Origin of the sequence: Pseudomonas turukhanskensis (genome assembly GCF_027922365.1) — a bacterium.
Taxonomy (GTDB): Bacteria; Pseudomonadota; Gammaproteobacteria; order Pseudomonadales; family Pseudomonadaceae; genus Aquipseudomonas; species Aquipseudomonas turukhanskensis.
On the sequence record NZ_BSFN01000001.1, the window covers coordinates 512,594 to 527,875 of the forward strand.

Consider the following 15,282-nt stretch of genomic DNA (forward strand, 5'->3'; position numbering starts at 1 on the left):
GGCGGCAGGCAGGAAGCATTTTGTCTACTGAGTGTCGTACAGCTTTGCGAACCTGTCAGGGCGCAGGCGCTGCCCACTGACAAAAGCACCCGACCGCCAGCGTATGGGTGGCGCTTACGGCGCGGCCCTGGGCCAGCGCTTCGAGAATCGGCTCGATAAAGCTGTTGCTCGAGGTGCAGGTGGCGCCTTCGCTGTAAGGGCCGAAGTAGGCGAGGTTGCCGTTTTTATCCCAGATGCCCACCGCCGGGCTGGCGGGCAAATGCTCGGCGCCGGGGAAGGCGCTAAGCGGTTGCAGAGCACGGAGGGTGTCCGGCAACTGGCCCTTGCTGCCGGGCTTTTGCACGGCGTAGAAGGCAACGCCTTGGGGACCGAAGCGGGTCAGCAGTTCGGCCAGGTGTTGCTGGTTGCCGACATTGCACGGGCAAGCCGGGTCCCAGAAATGCACCACACGAATCGGCCCTGGGCCGGCAAGGCTGGCGGGAAGTTGCAGCGGGTCGCCGGAAAACAGCGTGGTGGTTTCCGCGAACGGCCGGATAAAACGCGCTTCGTACCACCAGAAGGCGCTCACCATGGCGCCCAGCCAGACAACGGCAAGCAGGGTGGCGAGAATGGTTTTGCGAGGAGGCAGGCGCATGGCTATTAATCGATGGCGGGCGCATAGCTTGCCACGGACGACCCCGCACTAGAATATCGGCAGCATTTGTGGCGTGACTATGCAGCTCGCGTCTTACCCTTGAGCAGTAGCGAATTCCCTATGTCAGAACCCTTTCAGCCCGATTCCCTGCGTTCCCAGTTGCGACCCTTGGCCGCAGCGCAGGCTGAGCCGCCAGAGGCGCAGGCCTACCGGCAGCTGTATCGGCTGAATTTCCCCGGTGCCACCAGCCAGCTCGGGCGCATGGAAGTCGGCGGCTACGAGGTGGTGACCCAGTTGTGGTTGCCCCCCAGCCCCAAGGCCACGCTGGTGCTGCAACACGGCTATTACGACCATATGGGCCTGTACGGCAATGTGATCGCCTGGGCGTTGAGCATGGGCTTTGCGGTGCTGGCGTGCGACCTGCCGGGGCACGGGCTGTCCAGCGGTACGCGTGCCAGCATTGGCGAATTCAGTGAGTATCAGGCGGTGTTTCAGCGCTTGCTGAGCGAAGCAGCGAGCCTCGATTTGCCGCAACCGTGGCACCTCTGCGGGCAGAGCACCGGTGGGGCCATCATCATCGATTTTCTGCTGAGCAACCCGCCGCGGCCCGAGATTGGCAAAGTGCTCTTGCTGGCGCCGTTGGTGCGGCCGCGCGCCTGGGGCTGGTCCAAGCTCAGCTATCGGGTGCTCAAACACTTCGTCACCCAGATCCCCCGACGCTTTAGCCCCAACTCCAACGACGCCGAGTTTCTGGCCTTTATTCAGACAGAACCCCTGCAACCGCTGAGTTTGCCTACCGCTTGGGTCGGTGCGTTATCGCGTTGGGTGCCGCGGATTGAGCGGGCAGCGCGTAATGCGCGCAGCGTGGTGATTGTGCAGGGGGATGCGGATATGACCGTAGACTGGCGGCACAACCTTGAGGTGCTGCGCGCCAAGTTCGGCGGCGTGAAAGTGTTGATGCTGGAAGGCGGGCGGCATCATCTTGCCAATGAGAGCAGCGAGATTCGTGAGCGGTACTTTGCGTTTTTGACCGAGCAGTTCGAATAACGCAACGCTCTTCAAGGACAGCTGCGTTTCCAGGAATCGAGGCTGAAGGCTCGAGCTTGTGACCTTCGTGAAGGCTAGATGCCGGGATTACTGGTGGGATTCGCCGGCGCCGGCTGCCCCACCGCCAACGCCGCGCGCATGGCCGCCAGCGCGGCCTGGTAATACGCCTTGCCATCGGCCGACTCGGCGAACATCACAAACTCATCCAGCTCCGGATCAGAGAGCCCGCTGTAGACATACAGCAGGGTGTTATCCACATCCGCGCCAATCTGCTGCATCAACCGTTGCCGCTGGCTATCGAGCATGCCCTGGGCCTGGCCGCCGCCGAGCAGGCCGGGAATCATCTGGCTCAGGCTGTCCGCCGCAACGCCCGCCAGGGCCAGGCTGACCTCTGCGCCGGCCTCCTTGGCGGGCAGCGCTTGTGCCAGGTGGCGAATCAGCAGGGCACGGGTGCTTTCAGCCTGTATGCGCGGAATGCCATTGGCATGCTTGGCCAGTTCTTCAGGGCGCGTGGCGTTGACTTCGGCCTGGACGATCTTGCGCCCTAGCGGTGACTGAAAGAAGGCCAGGGCCGGTGCCGGATCAGGCAGTTTTTCCCGCAGGGTGGTGGCGCCGCGCTGGTCCATGCCTTGTGGAGCAAAACGCTGGTTGCTGTTGGTCACCAGCGCCTGGTACACGGCATCCGGCAGGCTGCTGCGGTAGCGCTGCTGGGCGGCTTGCAGGGCAGCATTGAAATGCGCGCGTTGCTGCGGCCAGCCGGCCGTTTCGTACAGCTGGCTGTGCTCGTCGGCCTGGCTGGGCAACGAGCAGAACAACAACACAAGGGCGAGAAGGGCGCGCATAAAGACTCCTGTCGGGCAGGCCGCTATTTTCAGCGGCATCGCCTGGGCTTGTCGAGGCGCGTGAGCGGCGCTGGTAGAATCGCCGGCATGCCCAATACATCCGCAACGCTACTGCTCGACCACACGGTGCTGACGACGATCGTCGACGACCTCGCCACCAGGGGCTGGTCGCAGCACGATCTGTTTATTGCACAGGGTCTGACCCGCGATCTGGCCGCAGAGTGCCAACAACGTGCAGCCGACGGCCGCCTGGCGCCGGCGGCGGTCGGCCGGGGTGCCTCCGCGCAGGTGCGCGAAGGTGTACGCGGCGACAGCATTCAGTGGTTGGAAGCCGGTGAAAGCGCCGCCACCGATGCCTATCTGGCGATGATGGACCAACTGCGCCAGGGGCTTAATCAGGCGCTCTATCTGGGCCTGGACGACTACGAAAGCCACTTTGCGCTGTACCCACCGGGTGCCTTCTACCAGCGCCATGTCGACCGTTTCCGCGATGACGACCGCCGCACGGTGTCAGCGGTGTTGTACCTCAATGAAGGCTGGTTGCCCGAGCAGGGTGGGGCGCTGCGGATTTACCCCGAGGATAAGGCGCATGACGTCGCACCTGTGGGCGGGCGGTTGGTGATCTTCATGTCGGGCGAGCTGCCCCACGAGGTATTGCCGGCGACGCGGGAGCGGTTGTCGCTGACCGGCTGGTTCCGACGCAGGCAGGCCTGAGCAGATTGTAGGAGCCAGCTTGCTGGCGAAGCTTTTCAGGTCAACAGCTTCGCGAGCAAGCTCGCTCCTACAACAGCAAGCCGTTCCGGCTTAATGCCCCCACACCTTCACTGTGCCATGCAGGTCGGTGATATCGCGCAGCTCCAGGCTGCCCATGCGGCTTTCGCCGACGTACATGTCACTGGCCACGCGCAAGCGGATACGCTGCGCAGGCAGGCCGCTGGCGATCAGCTGTTCGTTGATGGTGGTGAGGTCCGGCAGGGTGAATTGCAGGCGCTGCTGGCCGTCGGTGCCGGTCACCACATCCACCATGAGCGTTGGCTGGTTAACGCCGAAAATCGGCAGCACCAGGCCCAGTTGCGCCGGCCCCAAGGCAAAGCTGCCGCCGGCGCCGTTTGGGCAATCGCCAGGGTTGACGCAGCCGTTGTCGATTTTCAGGTTGCGCAGCGAAACACTCCCGCCGGTGTCGGTGAAACGAATCTGGTTGATGCGTGCTTGCAGGTCCAGGCGAATACTGATGCCGGCCTGACCGGCCACTTCGCTGAGCGCCGGGTTGTCCAGGGCTTGCAGGTCGGCCAGGCACGGCGTGCTGACCAATAGGGCAAGAGCGGCAGAGGTTATTGTTCTTATCATGGCGGCGCTTCCGTTGCGGGCTTTGCGGGTGCCGGCAGTCTGGCCGGGCCGCTGGGCTGGAGCCAGTCAAGCGAAGCGCTTCCCGTCGAAGGATCGGCCCACAGAGCGCAAGACAAAGCGGTTTTACGGGTTAATGCTGGCCAAGCCTTACCTTCGATAGGCGCGCAAGTGTGCGGTGTTACCGGCAGTGACCTGGGGTAGGCTGCTGGTGCTGGGTGAGGAGGGTAAAGATGGAAAAGATTCTGGTGAGTCGTTGCCTGCTGGGGCATCGGGTGCGCTATGACGGCGGCGCTCATGGCCCCTTCGATCAATTGACGCTCTGGCAGTCAGAAGGCCGGGTGGTGGCGGTGTGTCCGGAAGTGGCAGGCGGCCTGCCTACGCCGCGCCCGGCAGCGGAAATTCCCGGCGGCCAGGGCGTGCAGGTTCTCGATGGCCAGGCGCGGGTGCTGACCGAGGCGGGTGAAGATGTCAGCACGCAATTTCTCGAGGGCGCCCGGCAGGCGTTGGCGCTGGTGCAGCGCCACGGCATCCGTGTTGCGGTGCTTAAAGCCCGCAGCCCCTCGTGCGGCAATCGGGAAACCTACGACGGCAGTTTTTCCGGTCAGAAAGTGAATGGCGAAGGCGTGACCGCCGCGTTGCTGCACCGAGCCGGCGTGCAGGTTTTCAACGAAAACCAACTGGCCGCTGCGCTTGAAGCCTTACAGGCTCTGGATTTACCGAGTTAACGCGCGGGCGAGAAGCCTGAACCCTCCTACACTCTGATGGTCACTAAATGAGCAGCTCGGACAACGGGCGGTTTCTTATAAGGACCCTGGAGGGCTCACGCATGAAAACCCAGTTTGCAGTGCTGATCGCCATGGCACTTGGCGTTGGCGCCACTGCCCACGCCGCTACCCCCGAGCCTGCCGTGCCGATTGAAGTCACGCAGACGGCGCAGCTGTATTTTATGGAGCCTATGGACGGCGCCACCGTGGACCGGCCGTTCGCCATCAAATTCGGCGTGCGCACCGTAACCGTTACACCGGGCATGTCGCCGCCGGTGACCGCCGCGCCCGATAACCAGATTCACCTGCTGATCGATGCCCCGCCGGTGTCGGCCAATATGCCAGTGCTGCGCAGTGATCAGGTGCGGTTGCTGACATCCGACCAGAAAGAGAAATTTGTCCTGCCCAGCGGGCCGCACCGCTTGCAGCTGGTGCAAACCGACAAGAACGGCGTGCTGGCGCCACTGCCAGTCGTTTCGCCGGTGATCAATATCACCGTGAAGTGACGCGGTTTCGTAGGGTGTGCTCTGCGCACCATTAGCGCTTGCAGGGAGAGCGCTTGGTGCGCGTAGCACACCCTACAAGATCAAGGGCAATAAAAAAGGGAGGCCGAGGCCTCCCTTTTCACATCTGCAGTCGCTTAGAACAATACGCGGCTGCGGATGGTGCCGGTGACGTGTTGCAGCTTCTCGAGCGCGAGGTCCGAGTACTCCGCATCAACGTCGATCACCACATAGCCAACCTTGTCGTTGGTTTGCAGGAATTGACCGGAGATGTTGATGCCGTTGTCGGCGAACACCTTGTTGATTTCGCTCATCACGCCCGGGACGTTCTCGTGGATGTGCAGCAAGCGGTGCTTGCCCGGGTGCGCCGGCAGGGCCACTTCGGGGAAGTTGACCGACGACACGGAGGTGCCGTTGTCGCTGTACTTGACCAGCTTCTCGGCCACTTCCAGACCAATGTTGGCCTGGGCTTCGGCCGTGGAACCACCGATGTGCGGGGTGAGAATCACACGGTCCAGGCCACGCAGCGGGCTTTCGAACTCTTCGTCGTTGGACTTGGGCTCTACCGGGAACACGTCGATGGCGGCACCAATCAGGTGCTCGTCCTTGATGGCGTTGGCCAGGTGGTCCAGCTCAACCACGGTGCCGCGTGCGGCGTTGATCAGGATGCCGCCCTTTTTCATCGCGCGAATTTCTTTCTCGCCGATCATCCACTGGGTGGACGGCAGCTCTGGCACGTGCAGGGAAACGATGTCGGCCATGCCCAGCAGGTCGTGCAACTTGGCCACTTGAGTGGCGTTGCCCAGCGGCAGCTTGGTCACGGTGTCGTAGAAGAACACCTGCATGCCCAAGGCCTCGGCCAGCACGGAGAGCTGGGTGCCGATGGAACCGTAGCCGACGATGCCCAGCTTCTTGCCGCGAATTTCGAACGAGTTGGCAGCCGACTTGATCCAGCCACCACGGTGGCAGGAGGCGTTTTTCTCAGGAATGCCGCGCAGCAGCAGGATGGCCTGGGCCAGTACCAGTTCGGCTACCGAACGGGTATTGGAGTACGGCGCGTTGAATACGGCGATACCGCGTTCACGGGCAGCGTTGAGGTCAACCTGGTTGGTGCCGATGCAGAAGCAACCGACGGCGATCAGCTTCTTGGCACGGTCGAAGACTTCGTCGGTAACCTGGGTACGCGAACGAATGCCGAGAAAATGCACATCGGCAATCTTTTCTTTGAGCTCCGAGTCCGACAGGGCGCCTTTGAGGTACTCGATGTTGCTGTAGCCGGCCGCTTTCAGCGTGTCGACAGCGTTCTGGTGCACACCTTCGAGAAGAAGGAACTTGATCTTGCTCTTGTCGAGAGAGGTCTTGCTCATCTGAGTACCTGTTTGTCCCGGTAGAAAAGTCAGGGAAAGCCAGCGTGGCGGGCGCCCGTATCGGCTTCGCGCCGCTGCCGCAAACCGAGCACAGAGCACGATTCGCGGGGGGCGTATGCTAGCATGTCTTCCTTTTTCCTTGCTCGGTTACGACCTGAAACGTTCTCAGGGCGACCATGAATATTGCGAGAGTTCCGTAGATGACCGACGTTGCCCTGATTGAACAACTCAAAGCCCTGGTCGAGCCTGGCAAAGTCCTGACTGATGCCGATTCGCTCAATGCCTACGGTAAAGACTGGACCAAACACTTCGCTCCGGCACCGCTGGCCATCGTGTTTCCCAAGACTATCGAGCAGGTTCAGGCCATCGTTCGCTGGGCCAATGAACAGAAGGTGGCGCTGGTGCCGTCGGGTGGGCGTACCGGTCTTTCTGCTGCCGCTGTCGCCGCCAATGGCGAAGTGGTCGTGGCCTTCGACTATATGAACCAGGTGCTGAGCTTTAACGAATTCGACCGCACCGCCGTTTGCCAGCCGGGCGTGGTCACCAAGCAATTGCAATTGTTCGCCGAAGAAAAAGGCTTGTACTACCCGGTGGACTTCGCCTCGGCCGGCTCCAGCCAGATTGGCGGCAATATCGGCACCAATGCCGGCGGTATCAAGGTGATTCGCTACGGCATGACCCGCAACTGGGTAGCTGGCCTGAAAGTCGTCACCGGCAAGGGCGACCTACTGGAGCTGAACAAAGACCTGATCAAGAACGCCACTGGCTACGACCTGCGCCAACTGTTTATCGGCGCCGAGGGCACCCTGGGCTTTGTGGTCGAAGCCACCATGCGCCTGGACCGTGCGCCGCAAAACCTGACCGCCATGGTGCTCGGCGCGGCCGACTTCGATTCGATCATGCCGGTGCTGCACGCCTTCCAGAACAAGCTCGACCTCACCGCGTTCGAATTTTTCTCCGACAAAGCCCTGGCGAAAATCATGGGCCGTGGCGATGTACCGGCACCGTTCGAAACTGAATGCCCGTTTTATGCCCTGCTGGAATTCGAAGCCACCACCGAAGAAGTCGCCGAGGCAGCCCTGGCCACCTTCGAGCAATGCGTGGAGCAGGGCTGGGTGCTCGATGGCGTGATGAGCCAGAGCGAGCAGCAGCTGCAAAACCTGTGGAAGCTGCGCGAATACATCTCCGAAACCATCTCGCACTGGACGCCGTACAAGAACGATATCTCGGTCACCGTGGCCAATGTGCCGGCGTTTTTGCACGATATCGACGCTATCGTGGGCGAGCACTACCCGGATTTTGAAATCGTCTGGTTCGGCCATATCGGCGACGGCAACCTGCACCTGAACATCCTCAAGCCGGAAAACCTCAGCAAAGACGAGTTCTTCGCCAAGTGCGCCACGGTGAACAAGTGGGTGTTCGAGATCGTGCAGAAGTACAACGGCTCCATCTCCGCCGAACACGGCGTGGGCATGACCAAGCGCGATTACCTGACCTACAGCCGCTCGGAAGCCGAAATCGCCTATATGAAAGCCATCAAGGCGGCCTTCGACCCGAACGGCATCATGAACCCGGGCAAGATTTTCGCCCTGTAACGCCTGTCCCGCTGTTGCGCAGCCGCCACAAGCGGCTGCCGCCTCTACTCAATTCAGGAGTCGTGCATGAGCTATCAACACCGTTATCTGGATGGCACCACCATCCATTTCCCGATCGGCAAAGTGGTGTGCGTCGGCCGTAACTACGCCGAGCACGCCAAAGAGCTGAACAACCCGGTGCCGACCGAGCCGCTGCTGTTTATCAAGCCGGGTAGCTGTGTGGTGGAGGCCGAGGGCGGCTTCAGCATTCCTACCGACCGCGGTGGTGTGCATTACGAGGCCGAGATCGCCGTGTTGATCGGTAAGCCACTGTCGCGCAAGCCAAATGAAGAAGAAGTGCTCGACGCCATTTCCGGTTTTGCCCCGGCTTTGGACCTGACCCTGCGCGACGTGCAAGCCAAGCTCAAGGAAAAGGGTTATCCGTGGGAAGTGGCCAAGTCGTTCGACGGCGCCTGCGTGCTGGCCCCCTTTGTCAGCAGCGACGCGGTAAGCGATCTGACTGATATCGGTATCCGTCTGAGCATCAACGGTGAAGTGCGCCAGGACGGCAGCAGCGCCTCCATGCTCAACCCGATTCTGCCGATCATTGCCCACATTGCCGGGCACTTCAGCCTGCAACCCGGTGACGTAATTCTCACCGGCACGCCTGCCGGCGTTGGCCCATTGAACCCCGGCGATGAATTGCTGCTCGAACTGGTCGGCCATTCGAGCGTTGTCACCCGCGTTTTGTAAGGTACTTTTTCGTCAGAATGCTGTAACCAAATGCAGGTGTTGTAACCGCGGACGGCTGTTGTACAGTTCGGCACCCCCGCGCCAGAGTGCGCGGGTTCACGGTTTTTCAAGGACGATCCAGCCGGATTCTCATGCTTGGCGGCTAGCGTGCTGCCGCAGTAACAGAGATAACCCTATGCGTACCGTCCGTTTCTTTTCATTGCGCCGCAGCTGGCCCTGGCTTGCGTTCGCCTTTGTGCTGGTTGTCGCCGCCGTGCTGACCTACACCCAGCAGTGGTTGGGCCAGGCCAAGTACTGGGCCGATGAAGACAATTTCGACCAGACCGAGCGCGATGCCAGTATCTGGTTGCCCGGCTATCGCCCGGTCATTCAAGCCAAACCCCTGAAAGACCTCGAGGACGATGAAACCTCGGACCTCACCTATAACCCCGACACCAAAACCCTGTTCACCGTTACCGGCAAGGAACCGCTGCTGGTGGAGCTGAGCCTGGAAGGTGACGTGCTGCGGCGCATTGCCCTGATCGGCTTCTCCAACCCCGAAGGGGTGGCGATGCTGAGCAACGGCAATATGGCGATCACCGATGAGCGTCGCCGCACCTTGTCCATTTTCAAACTCGGCCCGGTCGCACTGGAGCTGCGCGCCATCGACACCCGTGAATTCGACCTGGGCTACGCCGACTCCGGCAACAAAGGCTTTGAAGGCATCGCCTGGGACCCGGCGCAGCAACGTCTGCTGCTGGGCAAAGAGCGCGCGCCGACGGCAATGTTCAGCTGGAGCAGCGACGGCACCTCAGGGTTGGAAGGCAAGATGGAACCCTTGCCCAGTAACGAGCTGTATATGCGCAATATCTCGGCTTTGAGCGTCGACCCGCGCACCGGCCATTCGCTGGTGCTGTCGGCGCAATCCAAGCTGCTGCTGGAGTTGGACGAGCACGGGCAACCGGTGAGCTTTATCAGTCTGTGGGGCGGCATGAACGGCCTGCACGACAGCATTCCGCGTGCCGAAGGGGTGGCCATCGACGAGGACGGCACCATTTATATGGTGAGTGAGCCGAATCTGTTTTATGTGTTTCGCAAGGATAAAAACGCAGATCCGTTGTGATTGCGATCTGCGTAACCCTACAAAATTCTGGATTCCCGCCTTCGCGGGAATGACGGATGTTGGCGCAGGAACCTCCGCCATCCCCGCGTAGGCGGGGATGGCATTTCGGCGCACCGACTTGAACGTCCGCAAGCCTCGCTCTACGCCACGCTATCGAACCCCTGCAACACGTTCACGGCATTGATGCCGATCTCCTCCACCGCGTAACCACCCTCCATCACAAACAAGGTCTGCAGTCCCAGCTTGCCGATGGCTTCGCCCATGCGCAGGTAGTCAGGGCTATCGAGTTTGAATTGCGAAATCGGGTCGGATTTGTAGGTGTCCACGCCGAGTGAGACCACCAGTGCATCCGGCGCGTATTCCTCGATCTGTCGGCAGGCATCGGCCAGTGCCAGGCTCCACACCGACCAGTCGCTGCCTTCGGCCAGCGGGTAGTTGAAGTTGAACCCGGCGCCCACGCCTGCGCCTTTTTCGTCGGCAAAACCGAGAAAGTAGGGGTATTCGAAACGTGGGTCGCCGTGGATCGAGGTGAACAGTACATCGGCGCGTTCGTAGAAGATGTCCTGGGTGCCGTTACCGTGGTGGTAATCCACGTCCAGCACCGCCACGCGCTTGGCGCCCAGGTCGAGGAGGGCCTGCACGGCAATCGCCGCGTTGTTCAGGTAGCAGTAGCCGCCCATGTAATCGGCGGCGGCATGGTGGCCAGGCGGGCGGCACAGGGAAAACACCCCGCGCGCCCCTTTGGCCAGCTCTGCCTGGCCGGTAAGGGCAACGTTGGCCGAACTGCAAATGGCCTGCCAGGTGCCCGCGGTGATCGGCGCGCCAGCGTCGAAGGAGTAGTAGCCCAGACGGCCGTCGATGGCGGTCGGCTCAACCTGGCGCAAACGCCGGGTGGGCCAGGCGATGGGCAGCATGTCGTGGTTACGACCAATGGCCTGCCAGTCGCTCCAGGCGTTTTGCAGAAAACGCAGAAAGCCTTCGGTGTGCACCCGCCGGATCGGCGCCAGGCCGAAATCCAGCGGCGTATGAATATCGCCCAGGCCCACGGCCTTGGCGCGGTCGAGCACCATGTCGGCGCGGCTGGGCATTTCAAAACAGGGCGTGAATTGCCCGCCAATCAGCTCGTACTTGCCGTGGTGCAGGTGATGGTCGTCGCTATAGATCGTCAGCATGGGAGTGCCCTCAGGAACAGGCCTGTGAAGAGTGTTTTTGTTGTAGAGCGGTCGGCTTTTTGTGGGAGCCAGCTTGCTGGCGAAGCGTTTGATTGAAGCGCTTCGCGAGCAAGCTCGCTCCTACGGGACCGCGCACGATTTATTTCTTCAGCTTGGTCCACACCTTGGCGCGCAGGGCCAGGGCTTTGGGCGAGCAGAGCTGGAAGGGCTTGAGCAGGCTGAGCTTGTCGGCCGGCGTGTTGATGGCCGGGTCTTCGAACAGCTCCTTGTCCATGAACTTGTCGGAGCCTTCGATGGCGTTGTTGTACTTGGCGAAGTTGGAGGCGGCGGCGATGTTTTCCGGCTGCATCATCCAGTTGATAAAGGCATGGGCCTCGGCGACGTTGGTGGCGTCCTTGGGAATCACGAAGTTATCGATAAACACCCGGATGCCTTCTTTCGGGTACACGTAAGTCAGGCTGGCACGCTGGGCATGCGCGCGGTGGAAGGCGCCGTTCCACTGTTCGTGCATGGCCACTTCGCCGGCGGCCATGCGTTCGATGGTGCCGTCACTGTTGTACATGGCCAGCGAAGGTTTCTGCTTGAGCAGCAGGTCCTGAATTTTCTGCGCCTGTTTGGGGTCTTCAGTGCACTCGTCCACGCCCAGGTAGTAGGCGGCGGGTACAAACAACTCCTCAATCGAATTGAGCGCCACCACCTTGCCCTTGAGCTCCGGCGCCGGTTCAAAGAACGGCTTCCAGCTTTCTTCCAGCTTGCCGCCTGGCACCTGCGCACTGTCGTAGCTGAAACCGGTGGTGCCCCACAGGTACGGCACGCTGTAGTCGTGGCCCGGGTCGTAGCTCAGGGTTTTGAAGGTGTCTTTGAGGTGCGCCAGGTTGGTCAGCTTGCTCTTGTCGAATTTTTGCAGCAGGTCTTCCTTGACCATGATTTCGATAAAGCTGTCCGAGGGCACCACCACGTCATACGCGCCGCCGCCGGCTTTGAGTTTGGCCAGCAGGGTTTCGTTGGAGTCGTAGGCGTCCAGGGTGGCCTTGATGCCGGTGTCGGCTTCGAATTTTTTCAGCAGCTCCGGCGGGTAGTAGTCCGACCAGTTGGCAAAGTGCAGGGTGCCGGCGGCCTGGGCCGAGGTGGCAACGCCCAGGGCGCATAGCAGGGACAGCGCGAGCGAGGTGGTGCGAACGTGCATGGCAAAGCTCCTAGCTGGATCTTTTAGGAAGTCAGCGCTTGCGCTGACCGACGTAGTACGACAGCGCAACAAAAGCGATGGAGATCACCAGGATGATCGACGAGATCGCGTTGATCTTCGGCGAGATACCCATGCGGATCGAACTGAAGATGTACACCGGCAAAGTGGTGGCCCCGGCGCCGGCAACAAAATAGGTGATGACGAAGTCGTCCATGGAAATGATGAACGCCAGCATGGCGCCGGAAATGATTCCGGGGCTGAGCAGCGGAAAGGTCACCTTCCAGAACGCCTTCCACGGCGAGGCATACAGGTCGGCCGCCGCTTCCAGCAGGTACGGGTTCATGCCTTCCAGGCGCGCGCGAATCGGCAGGTAGGCAAAGGGAATGCAGAACACCACGTGGGCAATCAGGATGGTGAACAGCGAGAGTTTGAGGTTGATAAAGGAGAAGAACATCAGCGTCGACACCGCCGTGACAATCTCTGGAACCAGCAGCGGCAGCCCCAGCACGCCGCTCATCAAGGTTTGCCCGCGAAAGGCGCGCCCGCGCATGCCCAGCGCCGCCAAGGTCGCCAGCGACGTCGAAATCAGCGTGGCCAGCGTGGCCACGATCAACGAATTCTTCGCCGCTCGCACCACCTCGGCATCATTGGCCACCACGCTGTACCACTTGAGGCTGAAGCCGCCCCACAGCGTGGCCGACTGCCCGCCATTGAAGCTCAGCACCACCAGCACCACGATGGGCAGGTACAGAAAGATAAAGAAGAACCAGGCGGCCGGACGCATGCCGGCGAAGCGCCACAAGGGATTGTGCGTATTCATGGGTGGCCCCCGGCATTGCCTGGTTTGAAGCGCACGCTGTAGACCAGCATGGCCAGCAGCACAAAACTCAGCAGGGCAAACGACAGCGCCGCGCCCAGCGGCCAGTTGTGCGAACTGCCGAACTGCAGCTGAATCAGGTTGCCGATCATCAGGGTCTTACCGCCGCCCAGAAGCTCGGGAATGATGTAGTTACCCAGCGACGGGATAAACACCAGAATGCTGCCGGCGACGATGCCCGGCATGGCCAGCGGCACGATGATGCGTTTGAGTGCGTGGAAGCGATTGGCGCCCAGGTCGAACGCGGCCTCCACCAGGCGCCAGTCCATTTTTTCCAGGCTGGTGTAAATCGGCAGCACCATAAACGGCAGGTAGGTGTAGAGCAGGCCGATGATCACCGCGTTGTTGGTGTACAGCAGGCCCAGGCCCGTGTCGGTAATGCCCAGGCCTTGCAGCCCTTCATCCACCAGGCCGCCGTTGCGCAGCAGCAACATCCAGGCGTAGGCGCGCACCAGCAGGTTGGTCCAGAACGGCACCGTCACCAGAAACAGCAGGAGATTGCGTTTGCGCTCGGTTTGCAGCGCCAGGTACAGCGCCGTGGGGAAGCCGATCAGCAGGCAGCCGGCGGTGGTCAGAATGGACAGCCAGAACGAGCGCTGGAAAATTTCCAGGTAGTCGGTGTTGAACACCAGGGTGTCGTCCAGGTCGCGCTCGTAGAAAAAATTGCGGTAGGCCTCGAACGAGTATTCCCCCCACTTCACGCCGCCGTAGTCGCCCGATTGCAGAATCGACACCACGAACATGATGCCCAGCGGCAGCAGCATGAATACCAGCAAGGTAAGCATGGCCGGCGCGCTGAGCAGCAGGCGGCGCCCCAGTTGGCGGCGTTCGGCAATCAGCCGTGGCGTAGTCATTCCACCAACACCTTGATGGCGGCGCTGGGCACGTGCACCCGCACCGAATCACCCACCCGATAGCCACTCAAGGCGCCATCGCGGTTTTGCTGGCGCACCCGAAAGCCGCCTTCGCCTGCGACGTTAAGGTGGTACACGGTGTCGGTGCCGACATACACCACGTTCTCCACCTTGCCGAGCAGTTGGCCGTCGGCAGCCAGGCTCACCCGTTCCGGGCGAATGGCCACGGTCACCGCGCCGCGCCGGTCGCCTGCCACGCTCAAGCGTTGACCATCGCTCAGCAGCACGCCGTCTGCCACCGCCTCAGCGGCAAGAAAGTTGGTTTCGCCGATAAAGTCGGCCACCGTGCGGTTGACCGGCGCCTCATAGATTTCCGTCGGCGTGCCCACCTGCAACACCCGGCCCTTGCTCATGACCGCAATGCGGTCGGACATGGTCAGGGCTTCTTCCTGATCGTGGGTGACGAAAATAAAGGTGATGCCGGTGTCGCTCTGCAAACGCTTGAGCTCGATCTGCATGTCTTTGCGCAGCTTCTGGTCCAGCGCCGACAGCGACTCGTCGAGTAGCAACACCTTGGGCCGGTTGGCCAACGCGCGGGCCAGGGCGATGCGTTGTTGCTGGCCGCCGGACAGTTGATCGGCGCGACGCCCGCCCACATCCGGCAGCTTGACCAGCTCGAGCATGCGCGTGACGGTTTCGCCGATTTCGCTTTTGCTCAAGCCGCGCATTTCCAGGCCGAAGGCAATGTTCTGCGCCACGGTCATATGCGGGAACAGCGCGTAGCTCTGGAACACGGTGTTCACTGGGCGGCGGAAGGGCGGCAAGTCCTGCATCGGTTCGCCGTACAGGCGAATAGTGCCGGCGCTGGGTTGCTCGAAGCCGGCAATCAGCCGCAGCAGAGTGGTCTTGCCGCAGCCGGAGGGGCCGAGCAGGGTGAAGAATTCATTGGACTGGATTTCCAGCGAGACCGTGTCGAGGGCTTTGACGCCCTGGCCAGGGTCGCCGAATTCCATGCTGAGCTGTTCGATGCTGATCGCGCTGCAAGTACCTTCGCTGCTGGAAGTGCCCATAGATATCTCTAACCGATTGTTATTGTTGGCTTTTTAGTAGCTGATAAGCGTTTGCCAACCTTATGCCCCGATTCTGCATCCCAGCCCCCGGCGGCAGAACGATAGAAACGGTCAAAAGGGGATAAATGCGGCCAACTTGGTGGGGGCGCGTGCGTTGTAAGGCATAGCCGAGAAAACGCCGTAGGGCGAA

The 15,282-nt window shown here is 61.3% G+C and carries 16 protein-coding genes; 7 read left to right on the top strand and 9 right to left on the bottom strand.

The genetic code is table 11. The annotated features are described in order from the left end of the window. Nucleotides 1–55 precede the first annotated feature (55 nt). Entirely contained in the window at nucleotides 56–634 is a 579-nt protein-coding gene (locus tag PKE98_RS02265; RefSeq protein ID WP_271193645.1) for a DUF6436 domain-containing protein, read from the bottom strand. A 120-nt stretch (nucleotides 635–754) separates the two neighbouring features. Between PKE98_RS02265 and bipL the strand changes: the two genes are divergently transcribed. Continuing rightward, the gene (gene bipL, locus PKE98_RS02270) at nucleotides 755–1,681 is read left to right on the top strand and encodes a phospholipase BipL (RefSeq protein WP_271193646.1); all 927 of its coding nucleotides are present in this window, start codon (nucleotides 755–757) and stop codon (nucleotides 1,679–1,681) included. Nucleotides 1,682–1,755: 74 nt separating this feature from the next. On the opposite strand, the gene PKE98_RS02275 is transcribed toward bipL, so the two are convergent. Beyond that, the gene (locus PKE98_RS02275; protein WP_271193647.1) at nucleotides 1,756–2,523 is read right to left on the bottom strand and encodes a hypothetical protein; all 768 of its coding nucleotides are present in this window, start codon (nucleotides 2,521–2,523) and stop codon (nucleotides 1,756–1,758) included. A gap of 87 nt (nucleotides 2,524–2,610) precedes the next feature. On the opposite strand from PKE98_RS02275, the gene PKE98_RS02280 reads away from it, so the two are divergent. Further along, entirely contained in the window at nucleotides 2,611–3,237 is a 627-nt protein-coding gene (locus PKE98_RS02280) for a 2OG-Fe(II) oxygenase (protein ID WP_271193648.1), read from the top strand. A gap of 90 nt (nucleotides 3,238–3,327) precedes the next feature. Here the strand turns inward: PKE98_RS02280 and PKE98_RS02285 are convergent, their stop codons facing one another. After that, nucleotides 3,328–3,870: a DUF6160 family protein gene (locus PKE98_RS02285; protein WP_271193649.1), complete on the bottom strand. Its 543-nt coding sequence runs from the start codon at nucleotides 3,868–3,870 to the stop codon at nucleotides 3,328–3,330. Between the two features lie 230 nt (nucleotides 3,871–4,100). On the opposite strand from PKE98_RS02285, the gene PKE98_RS02290 reads away from it, so the two are divergent. Both PKE98_RS02290 and PKE98_RS02295 read left to right on the top strand, forming a co-directional pair. After that, complete coding sequence (locus PKE98_RS02290; protein WP_271193650.1) at nucleotides 4,101–4,595, top strand: 2-thiouracil desulfurase family protein; 495 nt, start codon at nucleotides 4,101–4,103, stop codon at nucleotides 4,593–4,595. Nucleotides 4,596–4,696: 101 nt separating this feature from the next. Next, complete coding sequence (locus PKE98_RS02295; protein WP_271193651.1) at nucleotides 4,697–5,140, top strand: DUF4399 domain-containing protein; 444 nt, start codon at nucleotides 4,697–4,699, stop codon at nucleotides 5,138–5,140. Between the two features lie 134 nt (nucleotides 5,141–5,274). Here the strand turns inward: PKE98_RS02295 and serA are convergent, their stop codons facing one another. Then, nucleotides 5,275–6,504, bottom strand: coding sequence for a phosphoglycerate dehydrogenase (gene serA / locus PKE98_RS02300; RefSeq protein WP_271193652.1), 1,230 nt, complete (start codon nucleotides 6,502–6,504; stop codon nucleotides 5,275–5,277). A gap of 200 nt (nucleotides 6,505–6,704) precedes the next feature. On the opposite strand from serA, the gene PKE98_RS02305 reads away from it, so the two are divergent. The 3 genes from PKE98_RS02305 (at nucleotide 6,705) to PKE98_RS02315 (ending at nucleotide 9,933) form a co-directional block, all read left to right on the top strand. Next, a complete protein-coding gene (locus tag PKE98_RS02305; RefSeq protein WP_271193653.1) occupies nucleotides 6,705–8,099 on the top strand; it encodes a D-2-hydroxyglutarate dehydrogenase in 1,395 nt (464 codons plus the stop codon). 66 nt (nucleotides 8,100–8,165) lie between these two features. Further along, the gene (locus PKE98_RS02310; protein WP_271193654.1) at nucleotides 8,166–8,831 is read left to right on the top strand and encodes a fumarylacetoacetate hydrolase family protein; all 666 of its coding nucleotides are present in this window, start codon (nucleotides 8,166–8,168) and stop codon (nucleotides 8,829–8,831) included. Nucleotides 8,832–9,006: 175 nt separating this feature from the next. Then, entirely contained in the window at nucleotides 9,007–9,933 is a 927-nt protein-coding gene (locus PKE98_RS02315) for an SdiA-regulated domain-containing protein (protein ID WP_271193655.1), read from the top strand. A gap of 140 nt (nucleotides 9,934–10,073) precedes the next feature. On the opposite strand, the gene PKE98_RS02320 is transcribed toward PKE98_RS02315, so the two are convergent. The 5 genes from PKE98_RS02320 to PKE98_RS02340 all read right to left on the bottom strand — a co-directional run bounded on the left by PKE98_RS02320 (nucleotide 10,074) and on the right by PKE98_RS02340 (nucleotide 15,092). Next, nucleotides 10,074–11,105, bottom strand: a complete 1,032-nt coding sequence (locus PKE98_RS02320) for a histone deacetylase family protein (protein ID WP_271193656.1) — start codon at nucleotides 11,103–11,105, stop codon at nucleotides 10,074–10,076. A 139-nt stretch (nucleotides 11,106–11,244) separates the two neighbouring features. Continuing rightward, a complete protein-coding gene (locus PKE98_RS02325; protein ID WP_271193657.1) occupies nucleotides 11,245–12,291 on the bottom strand; it encodes an ABC transporter substrate-binding protein in 1,047 nt (348 codons plus the stop codon). Between the two features lie 31 nt (nucleotides 12,292–12,322). Then, nucleotides 12,323–13,111, bottom strand: coding sequence for an ABC transporter permease (locus PKE98_RS02330; RefSeq protein ID WP_271193658.1), 789 nt, complete (start codon nucleotides 13,109–13,111; stop codon nucleotides 12,323–12,325). Then, complete coding sequence (locus PKE98_RS02335) at nucleotides 13,108–14,022, bottom strand: ABC transporter permease (protein WP_271193659.1); 915 nt, start codon at nucleotides 14,020–14,022, stop codon at nucleotides 13,108–13,110. Before PKE98_RS02335 ends, PKE98_RS02330 begins: the two co-directional genes overlap by 4 nt. Continuing rightward, nucleotides 14,019–15,092, bottom strand: a complete 1,074-nt coding sequence (locus tag PKE98_RS02340; RefSeq protein WP_271193660.1) for an ABC transporter ATP-binding protein — start codon at nucleotides 15,090–15,092, stop codon at nucleotides 14,019–14,021. Before PKE98_RS02340 ends, PKE98_RS02335 begins: the two co-directional genes overlap by 4 nt. Nucleotides 15,093–15,282: the final 190 nt, after the last annotated feature.